Source organism: Acidimicrobiales bacterium (assembly GCA_041394265.1).
Classification (GTDB): domain Bacteria; phylum Actinomycetota; class Acidimicrobiia; order Acidimicrobiales; family SZUA-35; genus JBBQUN01.
In genome coordinates, this window is sequence record JAWKIO010000005.1 from 4,581,787 (window position 1) to 4,597,730 (window position 15,944).

Here is a 15,944-nt window from a genome sequence, read left to right on the forward strand (position 1 = left end):
TCCGGCCCATCGGGCGACGGGTCGTCAGGAGGCAGCGGCAACGCCCGCCGAGCCCAACTGCTTCTTGCGATGCGCCAAGACGGCGACGATGGTGAGGAAGGCCACGATGTTGATCGATGCCGTCATCAGCATCCGGTAGATCGGGTTGGTTGCGTCGGTGCCGGCCTGGATGCCGTGGATGGTCGAGAGGATGTAGAGGGCGAAGCTCGAGCGATGGATCTGGCGCCACACGGTTCGCGGCAGTCGCTTCATCAGCAGCGACGTCACCTCGACCGCAACGAGTAGATACATGGCGATGACGCCCCAGGCGACCGCCGTCGGTTTCCAGCTGGCGGCCCAGGGAACGAGGATGTCCATCCAGCGGAACTGCACGTAGCTGTCGAGCATGAGCCCGGCGACATGGATGGCGGTGAACACGACCGAAAGCCCGCCGAGGAAGCGGTGCAGGTTGAGCAAGTGGGCAGGCTGGCTGGCCTTGGCAACGGCCTTCGTGGAGATGAAGAGGCCCCAGCACACCGACAGCGTGACCAGCGCCCAGGCGACGATGCCGCCCGATCGGGCGACGAACCACCACAGTTGCTCATTCATCGAAGACTCCCTTGTTCGATTCGTTGGTTCGTTGATCGATCATCGGCAGCGGCCATCGCTGCGTGATCGTTGCCGAGGATCTCGCCGCTTGCCGTGACGGCGATGCCTCGGACCCCGAGACGCTCCGCCACCTCGATCACCTGCTGAGATCCGGCGAGCAGGGCAGCCTTCGCTGCCACCTCGGTCCACGCTGTCGATGCGCCACACATGGAAACGGCAACGATGTCACTCTCGGACGGCAAGCCCGTGCGAGGGTCGAGCAGATGATGCAGATCAGCGCCCTCGCCCGGCCAGCGACGGCGCAGCGTGCTGCTCGTCACGACGGCCCCCTCGTTGATCGTGAGTCCGGCAATTTCACGATCGTCGTCGAACGGATCGGCAACACCGATCCGCCAGGAAGGCCCGTACCAGGCCTGACCACTGACTCGGAGATCGCCGCCGAGCTCGACCGACGTGGTGGTCGCCCCATGACTGACCAACAGATCGGTAGCGAGATCGGCGGCGAGCCCCTTGCCGATTCCCCCTGGATCGAGGCGGGTGCCGGGAGGAAGACGAACGCCCAGAATCGGTCCGAAGCACTCGATCGGCTCGCTGCTCGCCGGCTTGGTGGCGGTCGAGCCACCCCCGGCAGGACGCTCCTGCCAGGGCGAGCAATACCCGAGTTCGACGAGCTGGTCGAGCATGAGCGGATGGAACAGGCCGCCGGTTCGAACCTGGGCGTCGGCGGCTGCCTCGACGAGGCGGTAGGTCCATTCGCTGACGATCGTGAGTTCGCCGGCGTGGCGGTTCAGATCGCTGATCTCGCTGTCGGGAAGGAAGCGGCTCCAGCGCTGTTCGAGGTCGTCGATGAGCGAGCGCGCGTCGGCCACGGCCGACTCGCTGCACCCATCGGCGACGATGCGGCAGGGGCTTCCCATGGCCCGGAAGCTGATCGTGTGCATGTCAGCCGCCACTCGCCTGCGTGGTCGGGGGTGCGGGCGGCGCGGTCTGTGGCGGCGCGGTCTGCGGAGGTGCCGTTTCCGGTGGTGCTGTCTGGGGTGGAGCGGTCTGCGGAGGTGCCGTCTGCGGCGGCGCGGTCTGAGGAGCCGGTGCGGCCGTCGCCGGTGGTTGGGTCGCCGGAGGCGCAGTAGCCGGCGCTTGTGTCGCCGGCGGGGCGGCAACCGGAGCTTGCGTCGCCGGGGCTGCTGATGCACTGGGCTTGGCCGGGGTGGTGGCGGGGGCCGCTGCCGCTGGCGCCGTCTGGGCCGCTGCTTGCGTCGACACTGCTGCTGCGTTCGGGTCGACGGCGGCATTGGGGTCGACCGCTGCGTTGGGGGCGACGGTGCCATCGGCCAGCAGGGCCTGGCCCGTGAGCGGATCGATGGCCGCCGACTCGTCGACAAGCGGCACCGGGTTCGGGACCACTTCGATGACGACGTTGGGGGCGATGGCCGAGCCGACGCCGGCAACCGCATTGGCGGCGTCGTTGGCCTCGGCGGCGAGCTGGGCGTCGACCGTCGACTGCAGGATCGGGCCCATGGCGACGACCATGGCACCGAACGACATCGCCGACGCTCCGGCGGTGACCAGCCGAGCGGTCGACACCGGCTTGCGAGCCGTGGCCGCCGCCGACCCAGAGGATTGCCTCACTCGAGGGGACGAAGCAGTTGCCGGCTCGGTGCTCGGGGTGCGCTGCGGTCGGGGAGCACGTTGCGGTCGGCCCTCTGCACCATGGGAGGATCGTGCACCCGGTGAGGGTTGAGCGCCGGGCGACGTCTGCGCCCGCCGAGCCTGCAAGGCGGCCAGGCGTTCCTGAGCCGTCGGTTCAGTCATCGTCATCCTCGTGCTCACGCGACTCGTGGCCTTCGTACTCGTGCTCGTCGTCGTGGTCGTCGTGCTCGTCGTGCTCGTCATCGTCATCGTCGTGGCTGCTCCCACCGGAGGCGGTGGTGACGGGGGCTGGAACCGTGGTCGTCGCCACTGGAGCTGGGGGAGCGGCGGTGGGCTTCGGTGCCGGCGGCGCGGTCGTGGTGGCCGGGGCCGCCGTCGTGGCCGGGGCGGAGGGCAGCGTTTCGTCGGGAGCCGCAGGAGCCTGGACGGACGCGTCGTTCGACTGGCTCCAGGCGAGCGAGGCCGGCTGTCCATCGGCTGGCGCAACGGCAGCGGGCGCTCCAGTTTCACCGCTGCCGGCGACCGTGCCGTCGACCGTGGTCTCGGGGCTGGCGGCCGTCGGGACGTCGACGACGACCTGGACTCGCTGCGGATCGGTGGAGGCGGCCGCTCCCTCGGTGGTGCCGCTGGCATCGGCCGAGGGCGTGAGGGCCATCACGCTCATGTTCAGACCACCGGCGGCGCCGGCAACTCCGAGGATGATGGCTGCAGTCTTGCCCGAGAGGGCCGTTGATGTGATCACGTTGGTGACCTCCTTTGGTGGAAGAGACGTCACCGCGAACCCGAAAGGTTTGTGCGATGACGAGAAATCTCGGAACTTCGTTCAGTCGTCGTGTTCGCCGTCGTCGTCGCTCGAGGATTCGAAGCTGGTCTCGGCGCTGATCACGCCGCCCCGAGCCGTCGCCTTGATCTCGCAGGAACCCTGCGAACCCGACAGCTTCACCTCCAGCTCCTCGGGACCGTCGTTGTCGACGTGAGCGGTGAAGCCCGGCTTCGGCTGGGTGCCGACGAGCGAGATGGCCCGGCCGCTTGCGGTTGCGGTGATCGATCCACAGCTGGTCGAGATCGTCTTCGGCGTCGTCGCGACGGTGGTCGAGGTCGTGGCGGGCACCGTGCTCGTCGTGGATGTCGATACGGCGGTGGTGGCCGTGGTCGCGGGCGCCTTGGTCGTCGCGGGTGAGCCGGAGGTGGCGGGTACCGTCGTTGGCAGCGCAGTGCTCGTGGGGCTGGTGGTGGGGTTGGGACGGTTGGTGACCGTCGACCCCGTGCCGTACACCGTCGTCGATGCAACGGCCGAACCCTCGCCCACCGACCCGTCGGCGGCAGTGACGGGGGTGGAACCGTCGCCGGTCGTGACAACCGCAGTATCGATCTGCACGCCCTGGTCCGGGCCCTCGTCGATGGTGGTCGATGCGTCCGATGCCAGCGGTGCCGCCACCTCGGAGGTCTTACTGGCGGCGATCAGCGTCGATTCCGTCGACCGATCGACGACCAACTGCGACGCCCCGGCGACCAGTGCGATGACGGCGGCTGCGCTGGCGACGAGGTGCGTCTGGTGCACGAGCCGAGCCCGGCGGAGCGGTCGGCGCAGGTCATCGAGCACGGCGGGGGAGGGCGCAGGCGCCTCGATGGCCGTTGAGAGCCGGCGCCGGATCAGCTGGTCGAGGTGTGCCGTGTCGAGTTCGGCGTCGAGATCGAGCGGATCGAACTCGAGCGGATCGAAGTGATCAGACATGATCGACCTCCTCGGCTGCTTCCAACGACGTACGGAGCGCCTTGCGTGCCGAATGGAGGTGGAATTTCACCGCACCCTCCGAGAGGCCCAGTGTGGTGGCGATCTCGAGGACCGGCAGGTCCTCGACGTAGAACAGGGCGGCGACGGAACGCTGCTGTGGCGTGAGTGAGCCGAGGAGCGATCCGAGTACGAGATCATGGTCGACCGTGGTCGACGCCGGGCCTTCGAACTGCTGACGTCCGACATGGAATCGGTCCTCGCGGCGACGGCGACGGTCGTCGGACCGGAACTGGTCGTTCGCAAGATTGATCGCCACCCGTCGGACCCATGCCGTGGGGCTGGCGTAGCGCCGGACTCGGCCCCAGCGGGCATACGCCCTGATGAAGGCCTCCTGCGTGCAGTCGGCTGCGGCCTCGCGGTTGCCTGTGATGACGGTGAGCGAGCGCACGACGCCCGGGTAGTGGCTGCAGAAGAACCGATCGAACTCGGCGTCGGAACGCATCAACACCTCCCAGGACAAGGTCATCTCCGTCGCACCGGCGGCGGGGGCAAGGACGAACGAGTTCACGCCCTTCCACGTCACCGGCGACGTCGAAGGTTTGGCTTGCGTTGAACTTCGTCAACTTGTACCGATCGGTTGAGGCGGGGACCAGGGTCCTTGCCGTTCCTTAACCAAAGGTTGGACGGCTACTGCAGCAGGTGTCAGGCGCTGCCGTCATCGACACAGGCCGAGCAGATGCCCTCGAGCGCGAAGTGTCGTGGTCGAGGGGTGAATCCGAACCGTTCACGCAGTTCGCGGGTCGCAGCGTCGAACTCGGCGGTGGGTGCTTCCGTGATCGACGAGCACTGCACGCACACCAGATGCACGTGGTCGGCAACCGGCTGCACGTGGTACACGGCCGACCCGTGGGCGATGTGGCCGTGTTCGACCACGTCGAGCTCGCTCAGTGTGTCGAGGAAGCGATAGATCGTCGACTCGGCGATCTCCGGGTGGTCGACCTTCACCGCATCGGCAAGGTCGGCCGGCGTGAAGTGGTCGGGGAGGGCGAGCATTGCCTCGGCGATCTGGCGGCGAGGGGTGGTGATCCGGTGGCCGTTGTTGCTCAACAGTTCGAGGATGCTCGCGAGATCGGTCCCGGCCATGGCCGGAGGGTAGTCGGAAACAATCTGGTGAACTTCGCCGCCCGACCCGTTGTTGCAAGCAGCTTGCGATTAGCGTGCTCGGGATGAAGCTTCTGACTCCACTGTTGTTGGCCGGTGCCCTGGTTGCTGCATCGTGCGGCGGATCGGGGGGCGGCGCCTCGGCATCTGACGACGCAAGCGCCGACAGCGACCGGCTCGTGTTGGCGACCACCGTGGCTCCCATCACCAGTTTGGCCAGCCAGATCGTCGGCGATCGCGCCGAGGTGGTCGGCATCGTCCCCGAGGGCACCAACTCCCACACCTACGAGCCGAAGCCGAGCGTCGCCGAACTGCTCAGTCGGGCCGACCTCATCTTCGTCAACGGTCTCAAGCTCGAGGAGCCGACCGTCGAGTTGGCCGAGGCCAATATGCGTGACGACGCCGAGATCATCGAACTCGGGACGATCGCCCTGCCGGAAGCGGACTACATCTACGACTTCTCGTTCCCCGAGTCCGAAGGCAAACCCAACCCTCATCTGTGGACCGATCCGAGCTACGCACTCCAGTACACCGAAATCATTCGCGACCGGGTGACCGCTGCCGATCCCGAGAACGCCGACTACTACGCGGCGAACTATGAGGCGTTCGCCGCCCTCATCGACGAGTTCGATGCCGCCATGCGGGAGTCGTTCGCCACCATTCCCGAAGGCAGCAAGAAGTTGCTGACCTATCACGACGCCTACGCGTACTTCGCCAAGAACTATGGCTGGGAGGTGATCGGGGCGATCCAGGTATCGGACTTCGAGGACCCGACGGCGAAGGAGTTGGCCGACCTCATCGATCAGGTCCGGGCCGAGGGCGTGCAAGCCATCTTCGGTTCCGAAGTGTTCCCGAGCCCGGTCCTCGAACAGATCGGCCAGGAGGCCGGCGTGACCTACGTCGATGTCCTGCGAGACGACGACCTTCCCGGGGAGCCCGGTGACGCCGAACACTCCTGGCTCGGCCTGATGGTGTTCGACTACCTCACGATGACCGATGCCCTTGGCGGCGACTCCTCGGCCATTGCCGCCCTCGACGTGCGCAATGTCGCACCTGACGAAGCGACGTACCCCCAATGAACGACAATGGTGAGGTCCACAAGATGATCCGGCCCGGTGAGCTGCTCCGCCTCGAACACGTCACGTGCTCCTACGGCGAAGGCCCGGTGTTGCGCGACATCGATTTCACGATCGGCGATCACCAATTCACCGGCATCGTGGGCCCATCGGGCTCGGGCAAGACCACCCTGCTCAAGGTGTTGCTCGGCACCATGCGGCCCGTGCACGGCGAGGTATACCGCACACCGGGTCTCGGGATCGGCTACGTGCCGCAGGTCGAAACGGTCGACTGGAGCTTCCCACTCACGGTGTCGGAGTGCGTGTTGTTGGCCAGCCCCGGGAATCGTCGGCTCCCGTGGCCGAGCCGGGCCGAGCGAGCTGCGGCCCGAGACGTCATGGATCGCCTCGGCATCGGTGCGCTGGCCGATCGGCACATTCGCGAGCTGTCCGGTGGTCAGCAGCAGCGCATGTTCATCGCTCGGGCATTGCTCGGACAGCCGCAGCTGCTCGTGATGGACGAGCCGACCTCGGGTGTCGACGTCAAGACTCGTCACGAGGTGCTCCATCTCCTGGCCGATCTGAACGCCGATGGCCTCGCGGTGGTCCTGACCACGCATGATCTCAACGGCATGGCGTCACACCTCCCACATCTGGTGTGTATGAACACCTCGATCGTCGCCAGCGGTGCTCCGGCCGACGTCCTCACCTCGGAGGTCATGGAGGCAACGTTCGGGGCGGCGATGGAGGTCTTCGACTACAGCGGTCATCGGGTCGTGATCGACCTCGCCGACACCGCACCGATCATTCCGCTGATGCGTGACGCACGATGAGGAGCCGCAGATGATCGAGGAACTGGTTCGCCCCTTCGAGTTCGAGTTCTTTCGCAACGGCCTCATCGTGGCCACGCTGGCCGGTGCTCTGTGCGGGATGATCGGCGTCTACGTGGTTCTCAAGGGCATGAGCTACATCGGGCATGGATTGTCACACGCGATCTTCGGTGGGTTTGCGATCAGCGCGTTGATCGGCGTCAACTTCGTGCTCGGGGCCGGGGTTTGGGGTGTTGCCTCTGCGCTCGCCATCAACGGCGTGACCCGTCGTCGGGTCATCGGGGCCGATGCCGCGATCGGCGTGATCACCACGGCGTCGTTTGCGCTTGGTCTCGCTCTCTTCGCCATCTTCGGTCGCCAGGGGAGGAGCTTCGAAGCGGCGTTGTTCGGCAGCATCCTCGGCGTCGACTACGACGACGTGGTGGCGGTCGCCGTCGTCACACTGGCCGTCATGGTGGTGGTCTTCTTCGGCTACCGCCAGCTGCTGTTCACCACGTTCGACCCCGACGTCGCCGAATCTTCTGGCATCTCGACCGCACGGGTCGACGCTCTGCTGATGGTCGTGCTGTCGGCATCGATCCTCGTCAGCATGCAGGTGCTCGGCGTCACGCTGATCGCCGCCACCCTCGCCATCCCCGCATCGATCGCCCGGATGCTCACCAACTCGTTCCGCGACATGTTGTTCCTGGCCACCGGCATTGGAGCCGTCACCGGCTTCGTCGGGATGAATCTCAGCTACCACCTCGACATCCAGTCCGGTCCGACCATCGTGCTCGTCGGGGCGATCGGGTTCGCCGCGGTCTACCTGGTCTCGGGGTCACGAACCCGCAGCCGCCTCGCGGGAATCGATCATCACTGACGCTGCGTCCGCTATGTCCGGACATTTGGGACCTTCGGCCGTGCGCATCCACGGGCCCCGTCGCCACACTGGAGCCATGACCGTCATCGATGTGTATGCCGATATCTGGTGTCCGTTCACCCACGTTGGACTCAAGCGATTGGTCGAGCAGCGAGCTGCTCGCGGTGACGGGGTGACGCTGCGAGTGCGTCCGTGGCCCCTCGAACTGGTCAACGGCAAACCCATGGACGCCCACTTCATCGGCGAGGAAGTCGATGATCTACGGGAGCAGGCCGCCGGCGACCTGTTCAGCGGATTCGACGTCGAGGCCTTTCCGACGACCACCCTGCCGGCACTGGCGCTGGTCGAATCGGCCTACCGCATCGGCGATGCCGAGGGTGAGCGACTCAGCCTCGCACTACGAGACGCCCTGTTCGAAGAGGGACGAGACATCAGCGATCCGCACGTGCTCAACACGATCGCGGACGCCGCCGGTCTGCCGCCGGCGATCCCGGCCGACACCGAGGCCGTCCTGGCCGAGTGGGAGCAGGGCAAGGAGCGTGGCGTGGTCGGTTCACCGCACTTCTTCACCGAGCATGGTGCGTTCTTCTGTCCGGCGCTCGACATCAAGCGAGTAGACGGCCACCTCCGCATTGCGCCCGACCTCCCAGCATTCGAGACCTTTGTCGAGGCGTGTTTCGCCTGAAGCCTGCTGTCAGTCAGCTGCCGACGTTCGCCGACGAGCGGCCGCTCCACCATGCCCACACGGCGAGCAGCGTGAAAAGCACGAACCAGACGACGGGATTGGTCGCCCAACGGAGCAGGAAGTCGGCTGCTGGTCGCGTCCGCTCGAAGCGACGAGCCGATTCGGTCGCCGAGGTGAGTGCGAGTGAGACGCCGGCAGCACCGAGGCCGGTGTAGGCCGCAGACCGGGCGATGACCGGCAACATGGCCCGCAGGCCCGAGCGACCGGTCGTCATCTGTTCGATCAAGACCGCCACCGATGCGCCGAGCCCGAACGCCACCGCGAACTGGCCGAGCGGCCGTAGCCCGAGCCATGAGGATCCGGCCAAGTCGGGACGAAGCCGAAGAAGACTCGACCAGGACTTGTCGGTCGTCGCGGTGACCGCGGCGAAGCCGAGCGCGGCGATCGATCCGGTCACCACCTGGAGCAGCGCGGGTGCGACGCCCCCGACCAGGGTGGCCATGGCGATGCCGACGACGCCGAGATGGCGCTCGTACGCCGACGCGATGACCGTGACGTTGAGGGTCTCGTTGCCCGACCCCCACTCGTAGAGCAGGGCGACGATGAGGGTGATCAGCGCCGCCAGTCGGCTGGTGCTCGCCGCCCGAGCGTCGGTAGCGATCGCCGCTCGCCAAGTGACCGCCGGTCGATCGTGCCGCATGCAGTGAAACTACTGCAGCCGCGGGGCCGAAGCGGGCACCTCGGTGAGCGACGAAACGTGGTCAGTGAGTGAGTTCCTGGAGCGGTGGAGCGAAGGTTCCGAATCCGTCGAGGTCGTCGTGAAGGAAGCGGCGTTGTGTGCCGGGATCACAGGCGACGAGGCCGGTCACGGTCTCGACGATCGCGGCGACCCGTCGCAACATGTCGAGCGCTGTGGCGTCGTCGACTGGTCCGGCGGGCGCCGACAGGTGAAGGGTCCCAGCGTCGAGGGTCAGCGTGAGCCCGTGTTCGGACTCGAGGTAGGAGGGGCCGCCGTCGATCGTGGTGTGCTCCAGCGTCGGCATCTCGATGCCGAGGCGATCACCGATACGGGCCCACATCACCAGCGCTCGGTCCGACGGCTCGGTAGGCGAGCGACGGTCGACCAGACGATGAGCAGGGTCGGCCCCATCCACGGAACGAGGCAGGAAGGTCAGTTCGAATCGCACAGGGGCTCCGCGGGTCGAGGGAGGCGAGTGGTCATGTCATCGGCTCGATGGACGAGTTCCTGAAGGAGAAGTGGTCCGTCGGTGCTCGGGTAGTCTCGACGACCATGTCGACGTTGCGACCTGCTGGATCGGGCCGAGAGGCCAGGGCTCTCGCCTTCGTGCGGACGATCGCGTCGCCCCGCTCGGCCTTGGTGCTGACGTCCGACGCCGTCCTGCCCGGCGACTGGCCGATCGGTGAAGCGACACCGGAGGCCAACCTCGGTCACGCTCTCGGTTGGACCGCCGAGGTGCGCCGTCACGACCTCGTCCTGCTGAACCCGCTGGGCGAGGGCATCGTCAAGGCGGCGCTGCCCGATCTCTCGGTCGAGTGGCTGAGCAATGTCCGTCACGACGGCAGTTGCGCGATCTATCTTGCGCCCTCCGACCACGACGCCGAGTTTGCTGAGCTGGCCATCTCGGCGGCCGCCGCAGCGGGTGAGCTCCGAGCCGCCACCGTGCGCACGGCGGTCGCCGACGACTACGGCAAGACCGATCCGGTGGGGCGCAATCAGCCGTGTCCTTGTGGCTCGGGGAAGAAGTACAAGCACTGTCACGGGTGACAGGTGTGGCGGTCACCGTGGCAGGTGTGGCGGTCACGGGTGACAGGTGAGCGCTTTTGCTGTCCGGCGACTTTTCGGGCTACGACAGTGTAAGTCTGACAACGGAGTGAAGCCGATGACGATCACCGAAGCATCTAGCCCCGCCGCCCGTGACGACGCCAACCCCACCGAACATTTCGATGTCCTCATCGTGGGCGCCGGCATCTCTGGTGTTGGTGGTGCCTACCACCTGACCAAGCAACGTCCCGAGACATCGTTCGTGGTACTCGAGAACCAGGGCTCGTTCGGCGGGACCTGGCGAACGCACACCTATCCGGGCATCCGTTCCGACAGCGATCTGTACACGTTCGGGTACCGGTTCAAGCCGTGGACCAGCGCCCCGATCGCCACCGCCGACGAGATCCTCAAATACATGGGCGAGGTGATCGACGAGAACGATCTCGGCCAGTACATCCGCTACGGCCACACCATCACCGCTGCGTCGTGGAGCGAAGCCGACAAGCAGTGGACCATCGAGGCCACGACCACCGACGGCCCCAAGCGGTTCACGGCCAAGTTCTTGTGGATGTGCCAGGGCTACTACCGCCATTCCGAGGGCTACACACCGACCTGGCCGGGCATGGATCGTTTTCAGGGAACGATCGTGCACCCGCAAACCTGGCCCGACGACCTCGACTACGCAGGCAAGAACGTGGTCGTGATCGGCTCCGGGGCCACCGCTGCCACGTTGATCCCGGCCATGGCCGACGACGTCGAGCACATCACGATGCTGCAGCGGTCGCCCACCTACTTCTTCACCGGGCGCAACGCCAACGAACTCGCCGACACCCTGCGCGAACTCGACATCGACGAGACCTGGATCCACGAGATCGTTCGCCGCAAGATCCTCCACGACGGGGCGATGGTCGCCAAGGCTTCGTTCGAGGCGCCCGAGATGGTCAAGCAGGAGCTGTTCACCGCCATCAAGGAAGTGATGGGCGAGGACTACGATCTGTCGCCACACTTCACCCCCAAGTACCTGCCGTGGCGCCAGCGCATCGCGTTCGTCCCCGACGGTGACCTGTTCAAAGGCATCAAGAGCGGCAAGGCCTCGGTGGTCACCGACGAGATCGACACCTTCACCGAGAAGGGCATCGCGCTCAAGTCCGGCGAGGAGCTCGAGGCCGACATCATCATCACGGCCACCGGCTTCAACCTGAACGTGCTCGGCGACATCGCCTTCAACATCGACGGCGAGCCGCTCAACTTCGCCGACACGGTCACCTATCACGGCACCATGTTCACCCGCATTCCCAACATGGCCTGGGTCTTCGGGTACTTCCGTGCCAGCTGGACCCTGCGGGCCGAGCTCATCGCCGACTTCGTCATCCGTCTGCTCCAGCACATGGACGACAAGGGCGCTGCGGTCGTCGAGCCGAAACTCGGTGAGGCCGAGGCCGACATGAAGCTCCTGCCCTGGGTCGATCCGGAGAACTTCAACCCCGGCTACATCAACCGGGGGCTGCACCTGTTGCCCCATCAGGGTGATCGTGAGCCGTGGCGTCACATGCAGGACTACATGACCGAGAAGGACATCCTCCCCAACGTCGACTTCGACGCCGGGGGCCTCGAGTTCCGCTGAACCTCAGCGCCGGGGCGGTCGACCGGTGGTGACGAACGACAGCGACTCGGCCACGGTGCTCGCTGTGAACCGCTCCCGTCGGGGCGAGTGAACGAAACGGGCGGTGGCGGCGAGTGGGAGCGGTGACCCGATGGTCGCCGCTTCTTCGCGTGCGGCCTGTGTGGTCTTGATCAGATGGGCGACCACGATGAACGAGCCGCCACGGTCGTCCATCGCGGCGCGTGCCAGTCGGTCGGCGTAGGCGTCGAGGTCGGTCGCCGGGTCGAGTGCCTCGGCCACGACCGGCAGCTGCTCCGCCTCGCCGATCAGCTCGACAGCTTGGCGCGGTGTTGTTGCAGCTTGACGCTGTGTTGTCGCAGCTTGGCGCTGTGTTGTTGCAGCTTGGCGCTGTGTTGTTGCAGCTTGACGCTGTGTTGTTGCAGCTTGACGCTGTGCCCTTCCCGTGTCGAACGCCAGCCACGCAGTGAACAGGGCCAATCGTGCCGTGTGTGGTCCCGGGTCGTGCTGCCACGCCCACCGGGCCGCACGGGCGTAGGTGAGGCCGTGCGTGATGTCGAGCCAGCCGAAGGACGTCGGGTGGATCCCCGACTCCCGGGACACGTCGTGGGTGAGCAGCCGATGCGAGACCGCAAGGCTCACCGCATCGAGCAACCCTTCGACGCCGCCACCCCGCACGATGGCGTCGGCTGCGAGCTCGATGGGTGGGGTCGTGGCCTCGTACAGCTGGAGCGCCAGCTCGTCAGGGCTCCAACCGTCGGCTCGTGTCGATCCGGCATCGGCCAGCGAGTCGAGGTCGATGTGCTCGAGTTGGCGCATCGCCTTGGTCATGTAGGGCAGGACGTCCTCACGAGTGCCGGTCGCGATGCCGACGGCGAGGTGGGGGAGCAGCTCGGGCGCCCGCTCCCAGCCCACCCGTTCCAAGAGCTCGAACGCCTTCTGCGTGTAGATCGCCCCGTGCCCATAATCGAGATGGTGCCTGCTCACGGCCTCGATGAACTGATGGCGGACGGTCGCGCGGTCGGCGCCGTCCTCGATCAATCCCAGCGTGGCTGCCATCGACGACTCGACCTGCTCGGCCTCGATGCTGGCGATGAGGTCCAGCGTCGAGTCGGGGGCGGGGAGCGCTCGGGCCGGACGGTCGCGTGAGGTCTCGGCGATGCCGGCCAGACCCTGCACCAACGGAAGTGCACGGTCGTCACCGTTCCACAGCTCGGCGAGGTGGAGGCAGTCGGCGGCCATGGCCATGGCGTGCCCCGGTCCGTAGTCGTTGCGAGGGGCATCGATCGCAACGCCTTCCCACATGATGTCGGCGGGTGCTGCCTCGTTGATCATCAGTCGGATGGCGTCGCGGGCGATCTGGCCTCGGTAGTCCTTGAGGACGCCGGAGCGAAGGCTCGGCCACAGCCGAGCTCGTGCTTCTTCGTTGGTCGGTTCGACCAGCGTGACCGCTACCTGACCCTCGGTGTCGATGTCGACCCGATGACAGGGGACGTCTTCCTCGCCCATGACGCACACACCATCGGCAACTCGGAACTTCCAGTTGTGCCACTGGCAGGTGACGACCGCACCATCGGACGTAGTGCCGTCGGAAGCGATGCTGTCGGAAGTGGTGCTGTCGGGGGCGGCGCCGTGGGGGTCGTCGTCGAGATCGAGGGAACCGGTCGTCAGGCCGTACCCCTGATGGGGGCAGGCATTGTCGAGTGCGTAGACCCCTTTCGATGTTCGGATCACGGCGATGGCGCGCTCGCCGACCGTCGCCATGCGCATCTCCCCGACCTCCAGCTCGTCGATGTGGCCGACCACCTGCCGATTTACCGAAGTCATGACTTGCATATTTCCCGGCTCATCTGATTTCGTCAAGCCTTTCCTTTCGAAAATGTCCTATGCTGGTGCGATGCCGCTTTCCGACGAAGATCCCAAGCGTCGCATCGTCCACCGGCTGAAGCGGGCCGACGCGATGACGGCGGTGGAACTGGCCTCGGACTTCGGGGTGACGCCCACCGCGATCCGACAACACCTCGAGCAGCTCGAAGCTGCAGGGCTCGTGCGCCGCGCCGAGCCCAGCGAGCCGAGCGGCCGTGGCCGGCCGGCCGTGCGATTCGTACTCACCGAGCTCGCCGCCGAGCTGTTCCCCGACCGCCACAGCGATCTCACGATCGAACTCATCGAGTCGATTCGTACTGCGATCGGCGAGCCGGCGCTCGATGCCGTGATCACCAAGCGATCCGAGCGGCAGGAGGCGGCGTATCGGGAACGGTTGGGGGAGTCGCCCGTGGCGATCCGAGCGTCGCGTCTGGCCGAGGTCCGCTCGGCCGAGGGCTACATGGCCGAGATCATCGACGGCGACGACGGCTCGTTGACCCTGGTGGAGCACCACTGTCCGATCTGCGATGCGGCCAGCGTCTGCCAGGCGCTGTGTCGCGACGAGCAGCGGGTGTTCGCTGCGCTGTTCGCCGACGTTGCCACGGTCGAGCGAACCTCACATTTGCTGGCCGGTGACACCCGCTGCGCCTATCGGATCCGACCGATCCCCCCGCCGGCGCCGTAAGGTCTGGGCATGGGCGAGAACGACCGGCATCGAGGCGACCAGAACACCGAAGACGCTCAGATGGTCGCGTCGCCCGAACCCAAGCGGTCGCTGCAACGGCGGCTGGTGATCGGGTTGATCTCGCTGGTCGCACTGGCGTTGCTGGTGATGCTGACCGGGGCCATCGTGCCGCGCTGGTGGGCCACCCGCATCGGCAATATCGTCGACAAGCGACTGACCGTGGGCTCGTTCGTCGGAATCGCCGTCGGTGGACTCTTCACGCTTGTCCCGCTGCTCATCCTGTGGATCGGCTGGCGGGTGCGGAAGACTTTCCGTCGTTGGCTGATCGTGCTTGCGCTGGCAATCATCGTGGCCTTCCCCAACCTGGCCACACTCGGCATCTGGACCGGCACCGGGTCGGGTGCCGACATCGCCCGTCGGGATCTCGGGACCGAAGCCCCGGGGTTCCTGGGCGGCACGCTCTTCGGCGTGATCCTTGGCGCCGTGACCGCGCTGGTGCTCATGTACCTGTCGTTCTCGCGCCGCCGGAACAAACAGCTGGCACGCGATCTCAAGGCCCAGATCCGAGCCCACGGACCGATCGACGACGAGCGCTGACGTCGAAGCTCAGGCGGCAGCAGTTCGCAGCGCAGCGTCGTTCTCGACGTCGCGCCAGTTGGATGGACGTGGGTAGGACCGACGGGCCCACGGCGGGGGATTGAACGGACGCCAGTCGTCGATCGGCTGCATGAGGCGATCGCTGATGGCGGCGATCACCGCCGGGTTGTGGCCGAGGCCGCTGTGGCTGCCCTTGACCTCGATGTTCTCCGCCATCGGCCCCACCGTCTCGAGACACTGCCACCAACGAGCGATGCCGTCGGTGCGGGAGTAGATCGCGGTCGACGGCACCGGCAGCGGTGCCTGGTCGGGCCCGGTGAGGGCCTCGAGTTCCTTGACATGGAACGGCTTCATCCGGTCGTAGAGGTCGGAGGCTGCACTGCGGGACTGCTCGTCGATGCGGAAGGGGCTGCCGAGGGTGATGACCTGGCGAACCGAGTCGGGAGCCGTGCGGGCGAGCTGGCGTGCGTAGATCCCACCGAGGCTCCAGCCGATGATGCTCACCGGGCGATCGTGGCGATCGTGGAGCAGCTGGAGACGCTCGGCCATGCCGTCGATGATGCGCTGCGTGGGGCCGATGTTGCGGCCGAGTCCCCAGCCATGGGTCCAGTAGCCCTGGCTGCGGAGCACCGAACGGAGTGCGATGCTCGAGCGGTCGCTGCCCATGAAGCCCGGCAGGACCAGCACCGGGTGTTCGTCGCCACGCCCGGCGAGGCGCAGCAGTGGCGAGGCGGCGACCATCGCCCCCATCTCGAAGATCGCCCGAGACTCGAGCACGGTCAAGAGGGTGTGGGGTGCCGCTTGTCGGGATCGCTCACTGGATGCCATC

General features: G+C 66.6%; 19 protein-coding genes. 8 read left to right on the forward strand and 11 right to left on the reverse strand.

The genetic code is table 11. The annotated features are described in order from the left end of the window. Positions 1-24 precede the first annotated feature (24 nt). From R2733_22015 to R2733_22045, 7 genes are all read right to left on the reverse strand, one after another. Positions 25-588: a ferric reductase-like transmembrane domain-containing protein gene (locus tag R2733_22015; GenBank protein ID MEZ5379190.1), complete on the reverse strand. Its 564-nt coding sequence runs from the start codon at positions 586-588 to the stop codon at positions 25-27. Then, positions 585-1,529, reverse strand: coding sequence for an FAD:protein FMN transferase (locus R2733_22020; GenBank protein ID MEZ5379191.1), 945 nt, complete (start codon positions 1,527-1,529; stop codon positions 585-587). The genes R2733_22015 and R2733_22020 overlap by 4 nt, the downstream gene beginning before the upstream one ends. 1 nt (position 1,530) lies before the next feature. Then, positions 1,531-2,217, reverse strand: coding sequence for a hypothetical protein (locus tag R2733_22025; protein ID MEZ5379192.1), 687 nt, complete (start codon positions 2,215-2,217; stop codon positions 1,531-1,533). A 175-nt stretch (positions 2,218-2,392) separates the two neighbouring features. Next, complete coding sequence (locus R2733_22030; protein ID MEZ5379193.1) at positions 2,393-2,980, reverse strand: hypothetical protein; 588 nt, start codon at positions 2,978-2,980, stop codon at positions 2,393-2,395. An 81-nt stretch (positions 2,981-3,061) separates the two neighbouring features. Beyond that, positions 3,062-3,973 carry a hypothetical protein gene (locus tag R2733_22035; protein MEZ5379194.1) on the reverse strand — a complete coding sequence of 304 codons (912 nt, stop codon included), beginning with the start codon at positions 3,971-3,973 and terminating at the stop codon, positions 3,062-3,064. Then, positions 3,966-4,541 carry a sigma-70 family RNA polymerase sigma factor gene (locus R2733_22040; protein ID MEZ5379195.1) on the reverse strand — a complete coding sequence of 192 codons (576 nt, stop codon included), beginning with the start codon at positions 4,539-4,541 and terminating at the stop codon, positions 3,966-3,968. The genes R2733_22035 and R2733_22040 overlap by 8 nt, the downstream gene beginning before the upstream one ends. Positions 4,542-4,675: 134 nt before the next feature. Continuing rightward, positions 4,676-5,116 (reverse strand): transcriptional repressor, encoded by a 441-nt coding sequence (locus R2733_22045; GenBank protein MEZ5379196.1) that lies wholly within the window; start codon positions 5,114-5,116, stop codon positions 4,676-4,678. An 83-nt stretch (positions 5,117-5,199) separates the two neighbouring features. Here R2733_22045 and R2733_22050 point away from each other — a divergent pair, with 83 nt between their 5' ends. From R2733_22050 to R2733_22065, 4 genes are all read left to right on the forward strand, one after another. Beyond that, a complete protein-coding gene (locus R2733_22050) occupies positions 5,200-6,213 on the forward strand; it encodes a metal ABC transporter substrate-binding protein (GenBank protein MEZ5379197.1) in 1,014 nt (337 codons plus the stop codon). Beyond that, on the forward strand, positions 6,210-7,022 hold the full coding sequence (locus R2733_22055) for a metal ABC transporter ATP-binding protein (protein ID MEZ5379198.1): 813 nt from the start codon (positions 6,210-6,212) through the stop codon (positions 7,020-7,022). The genes R2733_22050 and R2733_22055 overlap by 4 nt, the downstream gene beginning before the upstream one ends. A gap of 10 nt (positions 7,023-7,032) precedes the next feature. Then, positions 7,033-7,878: a metal ABC transporter permease gene (locus R2733_22060; GenBank protein ID MEZ5379199.1), complete on the forward strand. Its 846-nt coding sequence runs from the start codon at positions 7,033-7,035 to the stop codon at positions 7,876-7,878. 76 nt (positions 7,879-7,954) lie between these two features. Beyond that, a complete protein-coding gene (locus tag R2733_22065; protein MEZ5379200.1) occupies positions 7,955-8,563 on the forward strand; it encodes a DsbA family protein in 609 nt (202 codons plus the stop codon). A gap of 13 nt (positions 8,564-8,576) precedes the next feature. Here the strand turns inward: R2733_22065 and R2733_22070 are convergent, their stop codons facing one another. Then, positions 8,577-9,263 carry a hypothetical protein gene (locus R2733_22070; protein MEZ5379201.1) on the reverse strand — a complete coding sequence of 229 codons (687 nt, stop codon included), beginning with the start codon at positions 9,261-9,263 and terminating at the stop codon, positions 8,577-8,579. A 61-nt stretch (positions 9,264-9,324) separates the two neighbouring features. Continuing rightward, a complete protein-coding gene (locus tag R2733_22075) occupies positions 9,325-9,750 on the reverse strand; it encodes a hypothetical protein (GenBank protein MEZ5379202.1) in 426 nt (141 codons plus the stop codon). A gap of 104 nt (positions 9,751-9,854) precedes the next feature. Between R2733_22075 and R2733_22080 the strand changes: the two genes are divergently transcribed. Both R2733_22080 and R2733_22085 read left to right on the forward strand, forming a co-directional pair. Beyond that, positions 9,855-10,349: an SEC-C metal-binding domain-containing protein gene (locus tag R2733_22080; protein ID MEZ5379203.1), complete on the forward strand. Its 495-nt coding sequence runs from the start codon at positions 9,855-9,857 to the stop codon at positions 10,347-10,349. A gap of 115 nt (positions 10,350-10,464) precedes the next feature. Continuing rightward, positions 10,465-11,970 (forward strand): NAD(P)/FAD-dependent oxidoreductase, encoded by a 1,506-nt coding sequence (locus tag R2733_22085; GenBank protein ID MEZ5379204.1) that lies wholly within the window; start codon positions 10,465-10,467, stop codon positions 11,968-11,970. 3 nt (positions 11,971-11,973) lie between these two features. Here the strand turns inward: R2733_22085 and R2733_22090 are convergent, their stop codons facing one another. Next, the gene (locus R2733_22090; GenBank protein MEZ5379205.1) at positions 11,974-13,794 is read right to left on the reverse strand and encodes a Rieske (2Fe-2S) protein; all 1,821 of its coding nucleotides are present in this window, start codon (positions 13,792-13,794) and stop codon (positions 11,974-11,976) included. 70 nt (positions 13,795-13,864) lie between these two features. Here R2733_22090 and R2733_22095 point away from each other — a divergent pair, with 70 nt between their 5' ends. Then, positions 13,865-14,518: a helix-turn-helix domain-containing protein gene (locus R2733_22095; protein MEZ5379206.1), complete on the forward strand. Its 654-nt coding sequence runs from the start codon at positions 13,865-13,867 to the stop codon at positions 14,516-14,518. Positions 14,519-14,527: 9 nt separating this feature from the next. Beyond that, on the forward strand, positions 14,528-15,115 hold the full coding sequence (locus tag R2733_22100; protein ID MEZ5379207.1) for a hypothetical protein: 588 nt from the start codon (positions 14,528-14,530) through the stop codon (positions 15,113-15,115). A 9-nt stretch (positions 15,116-15,124) separates the two neighbouring features. On the opposite strand, the gene R2733_22105 is transcribed toward R2733_22100, so the two are convergent. After that, positions 15,125-15,943, reverse strand: coding sequence for an alpha/beta hydrolase (locus tag R2733_22105; GenBank protein ID MEZ5379208.1), 819 nt, complete (start codon positions 15,941-15,943; stop codon positions 15,125-15,127). Position 15,944 lies beyond the last annotated feature (1 nt).